Genomic DNA, 17,160 nt, shown 5'->3' on the forward strand with positions numbered 1-17,160 from the left:
TCGGCGCCTCGCTCGCCCTCCTCTACGATCACGCACATGGGTATCGAACGCGAAATCAAGCTGGCACTGCCGCCCGAGCAAGCCGATGCAGCCGATCGGTTCTTCACCGGCCTGGCCCGCGCGCCGGGGCGCGATGTGCCGCTGACGAACCTCTATTTCGACACGCCTTCGCTCGCGCTGGCTCGCGCGAAGATCGCCCTGCGCCTGCGCATGACCCCCGATGGCTGGTTGCAGACGCTCAAGGCGGCGGGCACGGCGCAAGGCGGCCTGCATAGCCGCCATGAATGGGAGACGCCCGTTTCGAACGAGGCGCTCGATTTCGACGCGCTCGCCGCCGCATGCGACGACGACGCTGCGCTCGCCGCATTGCGCGCCGCGCAAACGGAACTTGCCGAACGCTTTCGCACGTCGTTCGTGCGGCGCCTTTGGCGATTGGAGTTCGACGGTGCGCGGATCGAGGCCGCGATCGATCGCGGCGAAGTGACGGCCACGGTGAGCGGAGAAGAGCGGCGCGAAGCCCTCAGCGAGATCGAGCTCGAACTGCTGAGCGGCCACGAACGCGCATTGCATGCGCTGACGAGCGCGCTCTCTGCCAAGGTGCCCGGCCTAGCGCCCGAAAACGTCAACAAGGCGCAGCGGGGTTATCGGTTGTGTGCGCCATGAAGTCGAAACCGACACGAGCGCGAGTACGCGCAAGCGCTGCGAGCGACGCGGCTCAAGGGACGCTGTTCGATACGGCGAGCGGCGCCGAAGCCGAATTCGAACTCGAGCCGTCGATGCCCGCACGAATGGCCAGCGAAGTCCGTGAGCCGTGTGCCGCACGTGAACCTCCGAGCACCGTGCGAAGCGATGAAGAACCCCAACCGCTCGAAGGGCAAGTGCGCTCTTCTGCACTCGGCGCGCCGCTCGAATCGCAATTCGACGCATTGCCGCGCGACTGGCGCGAACACCTGCGCTCGTTCATCGACAGTCCGGCCTATCGGCCGCTCTGCAGCTTCGTCGACGCGCAAATTGCCGCCGGCAAAGTCGTCTACCCGACCGACGTCTTTCGCGCGTTGCGGCTGACGCGGCCCGACGACGTCAAAGTCGTCGTCGTCGGTCAAGATCCCTACCACGGCGACGACAAAGGCCACCCGCAAGCGCACGGCCTGGCGTTTTCGGTACCCGCGCCCGTACGGCCGCCGCCGTCGCTGCGCAACATCTTCAAGGAAATCACCGCCGAATTCGGCCACGAGATGCCGGCTCACGGCTGCCTGGATGCCTGGGCCCGCCAAGGCGTCTTGCTGCTCAACACCGTGCTGACGGTGGAGCAAGGCAAAGCGGCCAGCCACGCCAAGCGCGGCTGGGAGGCCTGCACCGATACGCTGATCCGCGAACTCGCGCATCGCCACGAGCATCTCGTCTTCATGCTCTGGGGCGCTCACGCCCAAGCCAAGCGCGCGCTGCTCGACGCGCGGCCGCACTGCGTGCTCGAAGCCCCGCATCCGTCACCGTTGTCGGCGCATCGCGGCTTTCTGGGCTGCGGGCACTTCCGGCTCGCGAACGAGTATCTCCAAGCAAACGGCCGCTCGCCGATCGACTGGCGGCTGCCCGCAACGGTCGATGGCTGAGGGCAAGACCGAGGTCGAGCGCTGACAGCCCAAGCGTCAAAAACCGTCGCGCCGCCCACAGGCAGCGCGACGGTTTTGCACCGCGCTCGAGATCGAGATCGCGAACCGGTTAGGCGGCCGCCGCAATCGCTTCGCGAGCCGCCGCGAGCGCCGCGTTCGCGGCGTCCGGGCCGAGATTCAACCCTTCGGCATAGATGAATTCCACGTCCGTAATGCCGATCAGGCCGAGAAACGCCTTGATATGCGGCGTTTGGCTATCGTGCGGGGTGCCGACGTACCGTCCCCCGCGCGCCGACACGATATAAGCCTTCTTCCCTTTCACGAGCCCTTCCGGACCGTTCGCCGTATAGCGGAACGTCACGCCGGCGCGCGCAATCCAGTCGAAGTAGGTCTTCAACTGCGAGGAGATGCCAAAGTTGTACATCGGCGCACCGATCACGATCACGTCCGCCGCTTGCAACTCGGCGATCAATGCATCGCTGCGCGCGACGATCGCGGCTTGCTCCGGCGAGCGCTGCTCTGCCGGCGTGAAGAACGCGCCCAGCACGGCGTCGTCCAGATGAGGCAGCGCATCGGCCAGCAAATCGCGCACGACGAGCGTCGCGCCGCCGCTCGATTGTTGCAGCTTGGCCGCCAATTCGTTGGCGAGCAGCGTCGAGTTGGCGCCTTGCGAACGCGCCGCCGAATTCAGTTGAAGGATCGTGGTCATGTCAGGCTCCGGGTGGGGTTGCGCATCGTTGCGCGAGTGGAGCCATTGTCGTGATTGTCCCGGCCCGGAAAAAGTAGCCTTGCAACGAAGGATCGTTGCAAGGATGGAACGATCAGCCGTGCAGCCAGCGCTCGCGAGCCCGGCGCCGCGGCGCGCCACGCTTCTCGTCACCGGGAACCAGCCGATAGCGCGTCACCTCGGGCGGATCGAGCTTGACCCGCGTCAGCAGCAGTTCGTCGCGCCGGAACGCATGAATCTCAACCACCTCGCCCGGCAGATAACGGCCGAGCAAGGTGTCGAGGTTCGAGCCCGTCACCCGCAGCCCGTCGACGGCAACCAGCACGTCGCCGGCCGACAATCCGGCCTTCTGCGCGGCGCTGCCGTCATGGACGGCGGCCAGCGTGCAATCCGCGCCGCTCGCACGTGTGCGCACGCCGAGTGAGGGCTTGCCATCGCCTCCGTTCTTGCCGTTCGCGGCGCCCATCTGCGGTTCGAGCGCGACGCCGAACGGCGCGAGCAATTCGTCCAGCGGCAAATCGCGCGTCCCGTATACCGCTTCACGAAACAGCTGACCGAGCGCTACACCTGTCGCTTCGGCGATCAACGCCTCCACTTCGTCCTCGCCGACGCCGGTCACGTTGCCGTCGTAGAACCGGCGGCCGTACCTTTGCCAAAGCAGCCGCATGACATCGTCGAGCGACTTGCGATGGTCGGTGCGCGCACGGATCGCCAAATCGAATGCGAGCGCAACGAGCGAGCCCTTCTGGTAATAACTGACGATCGCGTTGGGCGCGTTCTCGTCTTGCCGGTAATACTTGATCCAGGCGTCGAACGAGCTTTCCGCGACGCTCTGCTTGAGCCGCCCGCTACCGCGCTGCACGCTGCCGAGCGTCTTGCCGACGAGCGTGAAGTAGTCGGCTTCGGTGATCGCACCGCTACGCACGAGCATCAAATCGTCGTAGTACGACGTGAAGCCCTCGAACAGCCAGAGCAACGACGTATAGTTTTCGCGCGAAAGATCGTACGGCGCGAACGCCGCCGGCTTGATGCGCTTGACGTTCCACGTATGGAAGTACTCGTGGCTGCACAAGCCGAGATAGGTCCGGTAAGCCTCCGACGCCTCGGGGCGCCCCAGGACGGGTAGATCGGTGCGATTGCAGATCAGCGCGGTCGAAGCGCGATGCTCGAGCCCGCCGTAACCGTCGCTGACCACTTGCGTCATGAAGACGTAGCGATCGACGGGCGCCTTTTTCGTACGCGGCTCGAACAAGGCAATCTGCGTTTCGCAGATGCGCTTCAGATCGGCCGCGAGCCTCGCCATATCCACCGACACCGTGCGTCCGGCGATGACGATATCGTGCGGCACGCCGTGCGCCTTGAACGTCGCCAGCGCGAACTGCCCGAGCGTCACCGGGTGATCGACGAGCTCATCGTAATTTTGCGCTCTGTATTCGCCAAAGCCGTAGCGCTTGGTGCCGCGCGCCTCGGGCAGCGCCGTGGCCACGCGCCATTCGCGATAGGCAGCCCCGGCGGGCTTTTGAATGTCGACGATGCAAGCGGCTTGCTCGCGTCCGGCCGGCAGCAAGAACACGCTCGTTCCGTTGAAAAAGCCCGTGCGCTCGTCCAAATGCGCCGTGCGCACCGACATATCCCAAGCGTAGACCTCGTAGCGCAGCGTCAGCGCGCCGCCCTTCACCGGAGCCGCCTGCCAGGTGTGTTTGTCCGTCTTCTCGATGCGAACCTTGCGGCCAGCCTCGTTGAAGGCGCTGACCGTCACGATGTTGCGCGCGAATTCCCGCACGAGGTAGCTGCCGGGAATCCATGTCGGCAGCGAGAACCGCTGGCCGGCCGGATCGGGGTCGGCCAGCGTCAGCGTGACTTCGAACAGATGAGCGGCAGGATGCTTGGGAACGATGGCGTAGCGAATTGGCTTCATCAGGCGGCGCGATGTCTCGAAGGGAAGGGGTGCGCAATACGCGATGGGCTCAATGCGCGCTGGCCAACGCGCTGTTCAACTCGGCGGCCGACACCGCGCCGGGCAGGCGCCGGCCATCGGGCAGGATCACCGTAGGCGTGCCCGTCACGTTCAGCCCGCGTCCGAGTGCGAGGTTCTTCTCGAGCGTCGTCGTGTCGCAATTGGCCGCCGCGCTCGCCGGTGCACGGCGATCGAGCATCCACGACTCCCACGTCTTCGCACGGTCGGACGAGCACCAAATCGCCTTCGACTTCGCCATCGAATCGGGCGACAGCACCGGATACAGGAAGGTGTAGACCGTGACGTTGTCGACCGACTTGAGCGTCGTCTCGAGCTGCTTGCAGTACGGGCAGTTGGGATCGGAGAAGACGGCGATGCGGCGGCTGCCGTTGCCCTTGACGACCTTCACCGCATGATCGAGCGGCAAGCTGGCGAAGTCGACTTTGTTCAAATCGGCCAGGTGCGCCTCGCTCAGATTGCTGCGCGTCTTCGTATCGACGAGATCGCCCGCGATCACGTAATCGCCGCTGGCGTCCGTATAGACCATCTGCGTGCCGAGATTGACTTCGTACAAGCCGGCGATGGGCGCTTTGGTGATGCTCTTGATCGGGATTTCCGGCAGACGCGATTGCAGCGTCGCCTTCAGCTTGTCCGTCGTCTGATCGGCTTGAGCGGTGCAGCCGAGCGCGGCGGCGGCGGCGAGCGCCGCGGCAGCTGCGATTCTCTTGGCAATGTGCATGGTGGCTATTCCTTGAAGTGCCGGCGCCGCGCCGGTTTGCCCCGGCGGGCGCGTGAAGCGGTTGCGATGCGGCGTGGCAGCACGTGCCGCCCGCGCCGATCGAGATAATCCGAGCGCTATCCGAGCCCGGCCGAGACGAGCCAGCGCTTGACGAGCGGCTGTGCGCCCACGAGCGCCATGCCGGCGTTGCGCAGCGAGCGCGCGAGCGTGCCGGGAACGGAAAAAAGGCGCTGAAGGCCGTCGGTGGCGACCGTCAATGCGCCGATGTCTTCGCGCCGCGCGCGTTCGTAGCGGCGCAACAGCACGAGGTCGCCGAGATTGCGAAACGGTTCCTTGTTCGCCAATGCGTGTACGAGTTCGGCTGCGTCTCGCAGCCCCAGGTTCATTCCTTGGCCTGCCAGCGGGTGAATCAGATGCGCGGCATCGCCGATCAACGCAACGCGCGGCGCGACGAGCCGGTCGACCGATTGCAGCCCAAGCGGGAAGCCGTGCGCGGCGCCGACGCACTCGAGCGCCCCGAGGCGGCCGTGCGTGACCTGTTCGACCGCTGCCGCGAGCTGCTCCGGCGCGAGCGCGAGCAACTCGCGCGCATGGTCGGTGTTGGCCGACCAAACCAGTGAAACATGAGAATCGGGCAGCGGCAGCAGCGCGACGATCTCGCCGTCGACGAACCACTGGTAGGCGGTTTCGCCATGCGCTTTCTCGGCCTTGAAGTTCGCGACCACGCCGGTTTGCCGGTAGTCGCGCCGCTTCACCTGCGCCCCCATTTGGGCGCGCACCCAAGAATGCGCCCCGTCCGCGCCGACGATGAGATCGGCCTCCAACACTTGGCCGCTCGCCAGGGCAAGGCAAGCGCAATCGGGCTTGATGTCGAGACCTTGTGCGCGCGTGTCGAACCAACTCACGTGCGGCTGGAAACGCAGCGCGGCATCGAGCGCATGCTCGATCAGCGACGACTCGACGATCCATGCCAGTTGCGGCACAGCGGCTTGGAACGCGGAAAAGTGCAGCTCGGCCAGCGCATCGCCGAACACGCGCATGTCGTAGACGGGCGCGAGGCGGTCGTGATCGAGCGCTTGCCAGATGCGCAGCCGCTCGAGCAGCGCCTGCGAGCTAGCCGAAAGCGCATAGATACGCGCGTCGAATGGCACATCGGCGGGACGCGCAGCGGCCGGCTGCGCGACGAGTGCGACGCGCAACCCCGCTTGCGCAAGGGCCAGCGCGGCGCTTTTGCCGACGAGGCCGCCGCCGACGACGGCAACATGGAACGTCTGATGATGGGCGATCATAGGCGCCGATTATAGCCGCGCGCATGCGTTCGCACAGAGCGCCTTCGGGTTGCGGTGCGCCGGTTCGCCGCAGCGTAAGGGGCGCTCGCCAGCGCCTTCGTCAGAGCTGGAAGCTTGCCTTAGACATCATGTCTAGATGCTGCCTTCTTTCTCGATGACGAGCACGCGCGCTTGGCCAATCGGATGCGCGACATGCTCGGCCCCTACGGAGGCGAAAAAGATGTCTCCCGCCTTCATCACGACCGAGTGGGTCTGGCCGTTTTCGCGATAATCCATGCGCACTTGTCCGTCCATCACGGCGAACACTTCTTCGCCGTCGTTCACGTGCCATTCGTACGGTCTGTCGGTCCAATGCAACCGGACCGTGATGCCGTTCATGTTGGCGATGTCCAGTGCGCCCCACGCGCGCTCAGCGGTGAATGCCCGGCTTTCGATGAATTTCATGGTTCGTGCCCCGAAGCGATGAAGAAGGTCTCACATCCGTCAGCGCGCATTCTCGGATAAGCGCGCGAAGCTGAAAACGGCAATGAGGGACAAACTTGGGGCAAATCCAGCCACGGGCGGCCGTGCGCCTATCCGGGGGCGCCTTCGAACGGCGCATGCGCCGGTTGCCGGCCGAACAGCGTCACCTTGTTCCGCCCGGTCGCTTTGGACGCGTACAGCGCCTGGTCGGCGGCGCGGATCACCGCGGTCATGTCGCCATCGTCCTCGGGTATCCACGCTGCCGCGCCGATGCTCGCCGTCACGCAGCCGAATTCGCTCTCCGCGTGCTCGATATGTAGATCGCTGATGGCGAGGCGGATGCGCTCGGCGATCGCCTCGGCCCCCTGCGCCGGCGTATCGGGCAGCACGACCAGAAATTCTTCCCCGCCGTAGCGCGCCGCGCTGTCGCCTGGCCTGCGCAGGTTCTCGCCGATGCACTTGGCCACGGCGGCCAGCGCATCGTCGCCGGCCTGGTGTCCGTAGATGTCGTTGTAAGCTTTGAAGCGGTCGACGTCGACGAACAGCAGCGAAAAGACGCTGCGCGTGCGCCGTGCTCGGCGCCATTCCTGGTCCAGAATCTCGCCGAGCGTGCGCCGGTTGTTCAAGCCCGTGAGCCCATCGGTGCGTGCGAGCAAAGCGAGTTCGCTCTCGGCGCGCATCCGTCGCCGCAACTGCCCGGCGAGGACCAGCGCGAGCGCAACGAACGCCACGGCGAATGCGGCCATCAGCGAGCCGATCACGAGCGTGCGGCGGCGCCACGTGGCGTAGATGTCCGACTCCGCCGCCGCGACCATGACGATAAGTCCCAAATTGCTCAGGTGCTTGAAGTAGTAGAGCCTGCCCACGCCGTCGATCGTCGATTTGCCGGTGAAGCTGCCTTCGGGCGCCGACATGAACCGTTTGAACGTGCTCGCTTGACTGATGTTGCGCCCGACGACCTCCGCCGCGTACGGCTGGCGCATGATCATGACGCCATCGCGGCCAATCAGCGCAATGGAGCCATGCGGCCCGAGCGAGAGCCCGGAAAACAGTTCGTGGAAGTAATCTAGGCGAATCGCCACCATGGCGACGCCGCCGAACGATCCGTCGGGCTTGGAGATGCGGCGGCTCAAGGCAATGCTCGGCGAGCCCGCGCGCAGCCGAGAGTGATAGGGATCGCTGACGAATAGGCCGGCATCGTGGCGCTCGCGATGAACCGTGAAGTACCGCCGATCCGCGAAGCTCATCGTGATGGGTTCGTCGGTGAGCGAATCCAGTTTGACGCGCCCCGTTTCGTCGAGAACCAAAATGGAACCGAGGTAACTGGCGGTGGCGGCGCGATCGAAGAGCGCCTCATGGCGCAACTTGGGCGAAGCGCCCATGATTTCGGGGTTATGGATACCTTCGATGACGGCCTGCAACGACAACGAGTACAGCTCGAAGTTGCGTTCGATGTCGCGCTCTGCAATTAGCGCGATATTGCGAGTGGTGTCGCGAGCGCGATCGAGTGCGTCGGCGCGCGCCTGATACACCACGACGCCGCACAAACTCACCATGAACGCGGCAATCACGAGCGCCCCCGCGACGATGGCACGAGGGGTCAGCAAATCGAACCGCATACGCTCGAGAAAGAAGCGTTGCGGCGTAGGTCGAACGTTTTGGGTTTCGTCGCCGTTTCCCTGCATGCCGGGCCCATGTTGAAAGACGATGGGTGCCTCCTCCGAGCGCACGCGGCGCCAGTTTAGCATCGGCACTGCCGCGCGGTGACGGACGTAGATGACGTGCAACGCATTGAATCGCGCACCCGAATTCACGGCATGAAGGGCGTCGGCAAAGTTGACATCCGATCTCGATGACACACTGCAAAAGATACCGCTCGAAATGGACCTCCTGTGGCGCCCAACCGTCGGCCTGCCGTTACGCAGCTGCCGATTCGGTCTCCCGAAAAGGTTACAATTGCCATCTTTCGAGTGCGAAATCGGTACGTGATCGTTGCGCCAACGCGCCCGATTCATACGGTTTCGTCGCTGCTCCGAATTCACCTTGCGGCTACCGCGGTGTTGCCCGCGGGCACGCCCGAGCGCATCAGCCGCAAACGCTTGATATACAAAAGGTTTCCCATGAGCCTCAAATGCGGCATCGTCGGCTTGCCCAACGTCGGCAAGTCCACCCTGTTCAACGCGTTGACCAAGGCGGGCATCGCCGCGGAAAACTATCCGTTCTGCACGATCGAGCCGAACGTCGGCGTCGTCGAAGTGCCCGACGCGCGGCTCGACGCGCTGTCGAAAATCGTCAAGCCCGAGCGCGTGGTACCGGCGGTGGTCGAGTTCGTCGACATTGCGGGGCTCGTCGCGGGCGCGAGCAAGGGCGAAGGTCTCGGCAACCAGTTCCTCGCGAACATCCGCGAAACGGACGCGATCACGCACGTCGTGCGCTGCTTCGAAGACGAAAACGTCATCCACGTGGCCGGCAAGGTCGATCCGCTGTCGGACATCGAGGTCATCAACACGGAACTCGCGCTGGCCGATTTGGCCACGGTCGAAAAAGCCCTCACGCGTTACGCGAAGGCCGCGAAGTCGGGCAACGACAAGGAAGCCGTCAAGCTCGCCGCCGTCTTGGAGAAAGCGCGCGCGCAACTGGACATGGCCAAGCCGATTCGCGCGCTCGATCTGTCGGACGACGAAGCCGCGCTGCTCAAGCCGTTCTGCCTCATCACTGCCAAGCCCACGATGTACGTGGCGAACGTGAAGGAAGACGGTTTCGAGAACAATGCGCACCTCGATGCCGTGCGCAAGTACGCCGAAGCGGAAAAGTCGCCCGTGGTTGCGGTGTGCGCTGCGATCGAGGCGGAGATCGCCGATCTGGCCGACGAGGACAAAGAAGTGTTCCTGGCCGATATGGGCATGGATGAGCCGGGCTTGAACCGCGTGATCCGCGCGGGCTTCAAGCTGCTCGGCTTGCAAACGTACTTCACGGCGGGCGTGAAGGAAGTGCGCGCCTGGACGATCCACATCGGCGATACGGCGCCGCAAGCGGCCGGTGTGATTCATACCGATTTCGAGCGCGGCTTCATCCGCGCGCAGACGATCTCGTTCGACGACTTCGTCGCCTACAAAGGCGAGCAAGGCGCGAAGGAAGCCGGGAAGATGCGCGCCGAAGGCAAGGAATACGTCGTGCATGACGGCGACGTGATGAACTTCTTGTTCAACGTCTGAGCCGGGCTCGTCCGAACCGGAACGGCGGGGCGCGGCGGTGACGCAAAGCATGCTGGCCCCCGCGCCGCGTTGTAGCTAACCAATGAGGTCGAGCGATCGATCTCGATGCCGATCTTTCGCCGGGCGATCGCGAAACGCCCGGCGAGCCATGTCGGTCAATCGCATCTACGTTTCATATCTAGACAAACGCTAAACCCCGGCGCTCACGGGACAAATCCCCACGCTTCTCAACTCGAGCCCCGCTGCCGTCCACCGCTCGATCGCCGACACCGCCGCGCCCACCCCATCTTCTTCTCGCATCGCCGCGCCCAGTTCGGCAACGCGAGCCCGCGTAGCCGGTTGCAGCGCAAACTCGATCGCGCGCGCCAGCCCCTTCGAATCGAGCGCCTTACCGTCGACCGGCGCCGCGGCCGCGCCTAGTCGATAAAGCCGCTGCGCCCAAAAGAACTGATCGCCCGCGAAGGGCACGACGACCGAAGGCGCGCCCGCGCGCGTGGCCGAATGCGTCGTGCCCGCGCCGCCGTGGTGGATGACAAGCGACACCCGCGGAAAAAGCCAAGCATGCGGCGTATCGCCGATGGTCAAGAAATTGGACGGCAACGCCGAGCCTTCGACGCCGCTCCAGCCCGGATAAAACAACGCGCGTCGTCCACCGATGGCCTCGATCAGCACGCGCACCATTCGGTCGCGATCGAAGCCGGCCATGCTGCCGAAGCCGACATAAATCGGCGGCTCGCCGGCGTCGAGAAACGCAGCGAGCGCCGCGGGCGGGTTCCAATCCGAGGGCATGCCCGCCGCGTTCGGGCCGGCCGGCATCGACCACTGCCCGCACACGCGCGCGTGCTCGGACCAATCGACCGGCCGCGGCAGCAGCGCTCGCGATACGCCATACAAAATCGGATGATCGGTCCAGTTCCGCTTGCGCGCGGCAAGCTTGCAAACGTCGACGCGCGCGGCGTTCGTCGCCTGGCGAAACGCGCGCCAGATCATATCGTTGACGAACGTATGGCTCGCCCGATTGAGCCAGCCGGGCACGATGCCCGGCGGCAAGAACGGCGAGGCGAACGCCCGGGTCGGCGTGATCGGGATCATCGATGCGCCGATCGCCGGAATGCGAAAATGCTCGGCCACCGATAAACCCACGAACGACGCCAGCGCCGAAACGATGATGGCATCACTGCCTTCGGCCGCGGCTTTGACCTCGCCCATCCAAGCGTGCGTGTTGGCGTTCGCGATAGCCGCAAGCGCTTTGGCCGTCGCCTGCGCGCCGCTGCGTTTGCCGACGATCGCACCGAGCGCCGCGCCCGGTTCCAATGCGCGCTTGATGTCCCCGGAGAGCGGCGAGCACGGCACGCCCAACGCCTCGGCCGCATGCAAGGTCGAGCAGTCGGCCAGCAAGTGCGCCCGGTGTCCCGCGTCGATCAACGCCCGGCAAAGCGCCGCAAGCGGGCGCGTATCGCCTTCTGTCCCATACGTCGCTACGGTAAATTCCATGGTTTGTCGTTGGCCCCGCTTGCAGCAGGCCGCTCCTGTCGAATAAGAATACGACGTATATTAATGCACATCGTGCATTTTTTCAGAGAAGGTAGCATGACATTGGTCGAAGAACCGGGACGCCGCGAGCGCAAGCGTCAACAGATGGTCGCCCTCCTCGTGGGCGTCGCCGGGCGCCTATTCGAGACGCAGCCTTATCCGAGCGTCACGATGGAGCAAATCGCGCTAGAAGCGGACGTGGCCAAGCGTACGCTGTACAACCACTTTCCGACCAAGGAAGCGTTGCTCGCGCACTGGCTCGAGGCGGAGCTCAAGCGCGATCTCGAACGGCTGCTGCCCGAACTGAAGCGCAGGAACGGTTTCGTGGAACGCGTGTCGATCGAACTCGACGCCTCGGCCGATTGGTGTCAGCGGCACCCGGCGCACCTGGCGGCCTATCTGCGTCACCGGTTTCTCTCGATGGGCGATGCGCCGCCGCAACCGGAACCGCCCTCCTCGGACCGTGGCGACATTGCCCGCTTGTGGCATGCGCTGATCGTCGATGGGCAAGCGGCGGGAGAAATCAGCGACCGGTTTTCTGCGATGCAGTTGACCACCTGGTTCCACCACCTCTATCTGGGCACCCTCATGCGCTGGCTGATCGAGCCTACCCTCGCGCTACGCGACGAGTTCACGCAGATGGTGGCGCTGTTCATGGAGGGCGCAGCGAGCCGATCCGCCTAGCCCGGACAGTGCGTCCGCGGCGAGCCCGATTGCAGGCGAACCGCGCGCCCCGCGCCGCGCATTTTCAGCGATGCGTGCGCGTGCCGCCGCAAGCATGCGGCGCGGTTGCTAAAATGACGCGCTGCAAGCGTTGGCGCTTCCTCGTTTCAACTTCGGGTCCACCTTCATTCACCGATACGCCGCTTCGTCAGCGAAAGCGGCGCCTAAGCTCGTTCATTCACGCACATGGCTCAATACGTCTTCACCATGAACCGGGTCGGCAAGATCGTGCCGCCCAAGCGCCAGATCCTGAAGGACATCTCGTTATCCTTCTTCCCCGGCGCAAAGATCGGCGTGCTCGGCCTAAACGGCTCGGGCAAGTCGACCCTCATTCGCATCATGGCCGGCGTCGATCGCGACATCGAAGGCGAAGCGACGCCGATGCCGAACCTGAACATCGGTTATCTGCCGCAGGAGCCGCAGCTCGATCCCGAGAAGACGGTGCGGGAAGCCGTCGAGGAAGGGCTGGGCGATGTCTTTCAAGCGCAGAAGAAGCTCGACGAAATTTATGCAGCCTACGCAGAGCCCGATGCCGACTTCGACGCGCTCGCCGCCGAGCAAGCCAAGTACGAGTCGATTCTCGCCACGGCCGACGGCGGCAGCCCCGAGCAGCAGCTCGAAGTGGCCGCCGATGCGCTGCGCCTGCCGCCGTGGGACGCCAAGGTCGCGCATCTGTCGGGCGGCGAAAAGCGCCGCGTCGCGCTGTGCAAGCTGCTGCTCGAAAAACCCGACATGCTGCTCCTGGACGAGCCCACCAACCACCTCGACGCCGAATCGGTCGAGTGGCTCGAGCAGTTTCTGACGCGCTTTCCCGGCACGGTCGTGGCCGTCACGCACGATCGCTACTTCCTCGATAACGCCGCCGAGTGGATTCTCGAACTCGACCGCGGCCACGGCATTCCCTGGAAGGGCAATTACAGCAGCTGGCTCGATCAGAAGGAAGACCGCCTGAAGCAGGAAGAAGCGGCCGAGTCGGCACGCCAAAAAGCGATCAAGAAAGAGCTCGAATGGGTGCGTCAAAACCCGAAAGGGCGCCAGGCCAAGTCCAAGGCCCGTATCGCCCGCTTCGAAGAATTGTCGAGCCAGGATTATCAAAAGCGCAACGAGACTTCGGAAATCTTCATTCCGGTCGGCGATCGGCTCGGCAACGAAGTCATCGAGTTCAAGAACGTCAGCAAGGCCTATGGCGATCGCTTGCTGATCGACAACCTGAGCTTCAAGGTGCCCGCCGGTGCGATCGTCGGCATCATCGGCCCGAACGGCGCGGGTAAGTCGACGCTGTTCCGCATGCTGACGGGCCGCGAAACGCCCGATTCCGGCGAAATCGTCATGGGGCCGACGGTCAAGCTGGCCTATGTCGATCAAAGCCGCGACGCGCTCGACGGCAGCAAGACGGTGTTCGAGGAAATCTCGGGCGGCGCCGACGTGCTGACGGTCGGCAAGTATGAAACGCCGTCGCGCGCCTATATCGGCCGCTTCAACTTCAAGGGCGCCGATCAGCAGAAGAACGTCGGCAGCTTGTCGGGCGGCGAGCGCGGCCGTCTGCATTTGGCGAAGACGCTGATCGCCGGCGGCAACGTGCTGCTGCTCGACGAGCCGTCGAACGATCTCGATGTCGAAACGTTGCGCGCGCTCGAAGATGCGCTGCTCGAATTCGCCGGCTCGGTGATGGTGATCTCGCACGATCGCTGGTTCCTCGATCGCATCGCCACGCACATCATGGCGTTCGAAGGCGACTCGCAAGTCGTGTTCTTCGATGGCAACTACCAAGAGTACGAGGCCGATAAGCGCAAGCGGCTTGGCGAGGAAGGCGCGAAACCGAAGCGCTTGCGCTACAAGCCGATCACGCGCTGATCGACGCCCGCGGCGCGGCCGCGCTCAGCGCCCTATCGCGAAACCGAGCGCGCGCAGTTGCGCCTCGGTGTCCGCGGCGCTCGTGTGATGCACTCCGTGCCAGCCGGCCGCCGCGGCCGCGGCCGCGTTCTTGGGGTTGTCGTCGATGAACACGATCTCGTGCGGCGCGATGCCCGGCAGGTGCCGTCCGATGCGTGCAAACGTTTCGGCGTAGATGCGGGGATCGGGCTTCACGAGTTTCACGCGGCCCGATACGACGATGTCGCGAAACCGTCGCAAAATGTCGAAATGCTCCCACGCATAAGGGAATGTTTCGCTCGACCAGTTGGTGAGCCCGAATAGCGGCACACCGGCGGCGTCCAATTGATCGACGAGCGCCGCGCCTTCGTCGATCACCCCTCCGATCATCTCTTCCCATCGCTCGTAGAACGCGCGAATGCGCTCGGCTTCATGCGGGAAACGCGCGATCAATTCCTGCGTGCCCTGCGCGATCGACTGTCCGCCGTCTTGCCGCACCACCCAGTCCATCGAACAGACTTCCGAGAGGAAACGCCGGCGCTCGCCGGGATCGGCGATCAGCTTGCGATAGAGGTAATCGGGGTTCCAATCGATGAGCACCCCGCCGAAATCGAAGACGACGACCTTCGGTTTCATGCGAACTCCTTTGTCATGATGTCGGCGAGCTCGCGCGCGGCAATGCGGTTTCCCGAGAGCGAACTTGCGAAGGTCTGCCGCATCGCCCGGCGCCCTAGAGCGGCCGCGTGCGCGTTTCGAGCCAGCTTTTGGCGTCGCCCGACACATGGCGCCCTACCCGCTCGCGCACGCTCTCGTGATACGCGTTGAGCCACGCGCGTTCGTCCTTGCGCAGCAGCGAAGGCACGATGCACCGCGTATCGATCGGACACAGCGTGAGCGTTTCGAAGGCGAGAAACGAGCCGAACTCGGTTTCGCCGTCCGCACGGCTCAAGACGAGGTTTTCGATGCGCACGCCCCACTGACCGGGCCGATACACACCGGGTTCGACCGACGTGATCATCCCCTCTTCGAGCGCCGTATGCGGGTCGGGCTGCGCATGGTAGGAAATGACTTGCGGACCTTCATGCACATTGAGGAAATAGCCCACGCCGTGGCCCGTGCCGTGGCCGTAGTCGCAGCCAGCCTCCCAAATCGGCGCGCGCGCAATGGCATCGAGCATCGGGCTGCGGATGCCGCGCGGAAAGCGCGCCCGGGACAAGGCGATCATGCCTTTGAGCACGATCGTGAAATCGCGCTTTTGCGCGTCGCTTACCTCGCCCACCGGAACGACGCGCGTAATGTCGGTCGTTCCGGTCACGTATTGGCCGCCCGAATCGATCAGCAACAGCCCGTTTCCCTCGATCTTCGCGTGCGAGGCGGCGCTCGCGCGATAGTGCGGCATCGCGCCGTTGCCGTTGAAGCCCGCGATCGTGGCGAAGCTCGGCGAAACGAACCCGGGCCGGCGCGCCCGCGCCGCCGTAAGCCGCTCGTCGATCGTCAACTCCGTGATCGTTTCGCGCCCCAGCGCCGCTTCGAACCAAGCGAAGCATTCGGCCAGCGCCGCCCCGTCATGCTCCATCGCAAGGCGCACGCGCTCGGCTTGCTCCGGCGTTTTGCGCGCCTTGGCGAGCGTCGACGGATTGATGGCTTCGACGACATGCACGCCCGCGGGAACGGCCTCGCGCACGCCATAGGTGACGCGACGCGGATCGATCAGCAACGTGGCGCCTGCGGGCAGCGCAGCGAGCGCGGCATGCGCTTGCTCGTACGGCGCGACGCGGATGCCGTCGCGCGCGAGCGCCTCGACGATCGCGCGCGGCGTTTTGCCGGCGCTCACGAAAAGCGTCGCGTCATCGAGCCCGACCAGCACATGAGCGACGAACACGGGGTTGAAGTCGACATCGTCGCCGCGCAAATTCGTGAGCCAGGCCACGTCGTCGAGCGTCGAAACGAAGTGCCACTGCGCGTCGCGCTCGCGCATCGCCGCCCGCACGAGGGCAAGCTTGTCGGCCCGGGCGACGCAAGCGTCGGCCCGCGCGTGCTCGTACACGGGGCTCACCGGCAGCGCGGGCCTCTCGTTCCAGATCGGTTCGATCAGATCGAGACCGGTGACGAGCTCGATCCCGCGCGAAGCCAACGCATCGCGCAAAGTGCGCTCGGCTGCGAGCGCTAGCACCGCGCCGTCCACGCCCACTCGCTCGCCGGCGGCGAGCCGCTGCGCGAGCCAATCGACATGCGCCTGCGCCTGCGGGCCGCCAGCCATTTTCATGAGATCGATGCCGGTGCCGGCCAATTGCGCCTGCGCTTGCACCCAATACCGGCTGTCGGCCCACACGCCCGCGCAATCGGCCGTGACGACGAGGGTGCCGGCCGAGCCGGTGAAGCCCGACAGCCAGCGCCGCGCCTGCCACCGCTCCGGCAAGTATTCGGACAGATGAGGATCCGACGAAGGCACGACATAAGCGGCAAGCCCAGCGTGCGCCATCGCCTCGCGCAGGCGCGCGAGGCGGCCGCCGAACGGTGACTCGGGGCCGCTGTGCGCGGTGGATTCGGGAAGACGATCGTTCATAGGGTCACCAGGAATCAACGACGGGCGGACAAACCGACCGTCACGGCGACGGCAATCAACGCAAGGCCCGTGCAGACAGGCCATTCGAGCGTCTCGCCGTCGTGGAAAAGGCCGGACACGTTACCGGCCATTTTCGCGGTCGCGGCGGCAGCCACGCCGGCTAGCAAGGCAATGGAGAGACGCGCGCCGCGCGAGCGGCGCAGCGGATGCAGCCACCAGCCCGCCAGGCCCACCGCGAGGCCCAGCACGATCACGCCCGGCCAGCCCATCAACGGCGCTCCGCGCCAGGTTTTGCTTCGCCAGCCGGCGCCAAGCCGCGAAGGGAACAGCCACGTCGCATGATCGATCTCTTGTATTCGGAGTTGGGTTCGAGGGCATCGCGCGCCTTGCGGCCGGGCGCGCGCGCTCAGCGAGCCACAGAACTAAACCGTTATAATAACCGGCTGAAATATCAGCGCCGTCCACCC

At 65.0% G+C, this 17,160-nt stretch carries 15 protein-coding genes; 5 read left to right on the forward strand and 10 right to left on the reverse strand.

What is annotated here, in order from left to right; genetic code table 11:
- Positions 1-36 precede the first annotated feature (36 nt).
- On the forward strand, positions 37-663 hold the full coding sequence (locus MMB74_RS19105; protein WP_277430240.1) for a CYTH domain-containing protein: 627 nt from the start codon (positions 37-39) through the stop codon (positions 661-663).
- A 113-nt stretch (positions 664-776) separates the two neighbouring features.
- Positions 777-1,610, forward strand: coding sequence for a uracil-DNA glycosylase (locus tag MMB74_RS19110; protein ID WP_277430378.1), 834 nt, complete (start codon positions 777-779; stop codon positions 1,608-1,610).
- Between the two features lie 109 nt (positions 1,611-1,719).
- Here MMB74_RS19110 and MMB74_RS19115 read toward each other — a convergent pair whose 3' ends face one another.
- The 6 genes from MMB74_RS19115 to MMB74_RS19140 form a co-directional block, all read right to left on the reverse strand.
- Positions 1,720-2,319 carry an NAD(P)H-dependent oxidoreductase gene (locus tag MMB74_RS19115; RefSeq protein ID WP_277430241.1) on the reverse strand — a complete coding sequence of 200 codons (600 nt, stop codon included), beginning with the start codon at positions 2,317-2,319 and terminating at the stop codon, positions 1,720-1,722.
- A 112-nt stretch (positions 2,320-2,431) separates the two neighbouring features.
- On the reverse strand, positions 2,432-4,255 hold the full coding sequence (locus MMB74_RS19120) for a PDZ domain-containing protein (protein WP_277430242.1): 1,824 nt from the start codon (positions 4,253-4,255) through the stop codon (positions 2,432-2,434).
- A 49-nt stretch (positions 4,256-4,304) separates the two neighbouring features.
- The gene (locus MMB74_RS19125; RefSeq protein WP_277430243.1) at positions 4,305-5,033 is read right to left on the reverse strand and encodes a DsbC family protein; all 729 of its coding nucleotides are present in this window, start codon (positions 5,031-5,033) and stop codon (positions 4,305-4,307) included.
- A gap of 116 nt (positions 5,034-5,149) precedes the next feature.
- Positions 5,150-6,322: a UbiH/UbiF family hydroxylase gene (locus MMB74_RS19130; protein WP_277430244.1), complete on the reverse strand. Its 1,173-nt coding sequence runs from the start codon at positions 6,320-6,322 to the stop codon at positions 5,150-5,152.
- Positions 6,323-6,454: 132 nt separating this feature from the next.
- On the reverse strand, positions 6,455-6,766 hold the full coding sequence (locus tag MMB74_RS19135; RefSeq protein WP_277430245.1) for a cupin: 312 nt from the start codon (positions 6,764-6,766) through the stop codon (positions 6,455-6,457).
- A 128-nt stretch (positions 6,767-6,894) separates the two neighbouring features.
- A complete protein-coding gene (locus MMB74_RS19140; protein ID WP_277430379.1) occupies positions 6,895-8,403 on the reverse strand; it encodes a sensor domain-containing diguanylate cyclase in 1,509 nt (502 codons plus the stop codon).
- Positions 8,404-8,904: 501 nt separating this feature from the next.
- On the opposite strand from MMB74_RS19140, the gene ychF reads away from it, so the two are divergent.
- On the forward strand, positions 8,905-9,999 hold the full coding sequence (gene ychF / locus MMB74_RS19145; RefSeq protein WP_277430246.1) for a redox-regulated ATPase YchF: 1,095 nt from the start codon (positions 8,905-8,907) through the stop codon (positions 9,997-9,999).
- Between the two features lie 189 nt (positions 10,000-10,188).
- On the opposite strand, the gene MMB74_RS19150 is transcribed toward ychF, so the two are convergent.
- Positions 10,189-11,493 (reverse strand): glycosyltransferase, encoded by a 1,305-nt coding sequence (locus MMB74_RS19150; protein WP_277430247.1) that lies wholly within the window; start codon positions 11,491-11,493, stop codon positions 10,189-10,191.
- A 96-nt stretch (positions 11,494-11,589) separates the two neighbouring features.
- Here MMB74_RS19150 and MMB74_RS19155 point away from each other — a divergent pair, with 96 nt between their 5' ends.
- A complete protein-coding gene (locus tag MMB74_RS19155) occupies positions 11,590-12,216 on the forward strand; it encodes a TetR/AcrR family transcriptional regulator (RefSeq protein ID WP_277430248.1) in 627 nt (208 codons plus the stop codon).
- A 225-nt stretch (positions 12,217-12,441) separates the two neighbouring features.
- Positions 12,442-14,109: an energy-dependent translational throttle protein EttA gene (gene ettA / locus MMB74_RS19160; RefSeq protein WP_277430249.1), complete on the forward strand. Its 1,668-nt coding sequence runs from the start codon at positions 12,442-12,444 to the stop codon at positions 14,107-14,109.
- 24 nt (positions 14,110-14,133) lie between these two features.
- On the opposite strand, the gene MMB74_RS19165 is transcribed toward ettA, so the two are convergent.
- The 3 genes from MMB74_RS19165 to MMB74_RS19175 form a co-directional block, all read right to left on the reverse strand.
- The gene (locus tag MMB74_RS19165) at positions 14,134-14,763 is read right to left on the reverse strand and encodes an HAD family phosphatase (protein WP_277430250.1); all 630 of its coding nucleotides are present in this window, start codon (positions 14,761-14,763) and stop codon (positions 14,134-14,136) included.
- Between the two features lie 94 nt (positions 14,764-14,857).
- On the reverse strand, positions 14,858-16,693 hold the full coding sequence (locus tag MMB74_RS19170; protein WP_277430251.1) for an aminopeptidase P family protein: 1,836 nt from the start codon (positions 16,691-16,693) through the stop codon (positions 14,858-14,860).
- A gap of 14 nt (positions 16,694-16,707) precedes the next feature.
- Complete coding sequence (locus MMB74_RS19175) at positions 16,708-16,962, reverse strand: hypothetical protein (RefSeq protein ID WP_277430380.1); 255 nt, start codon at positions 16,960-16,962, stop codon at positions 16,708-16,710.
- Positions 16,963-17,160: the final 198 nt, after the last annotated feature.

Origin of the sequence: Trinickia sp. Y13, assembly GCF_029522115.1 — a bacterium.
In the GTDB taxonomy this organism is placed as follows: Bacteria; Pseudomonadota; Gammaproteobacteria; order Burkholderiales; family Burkholderiaceae; genus Trinickia.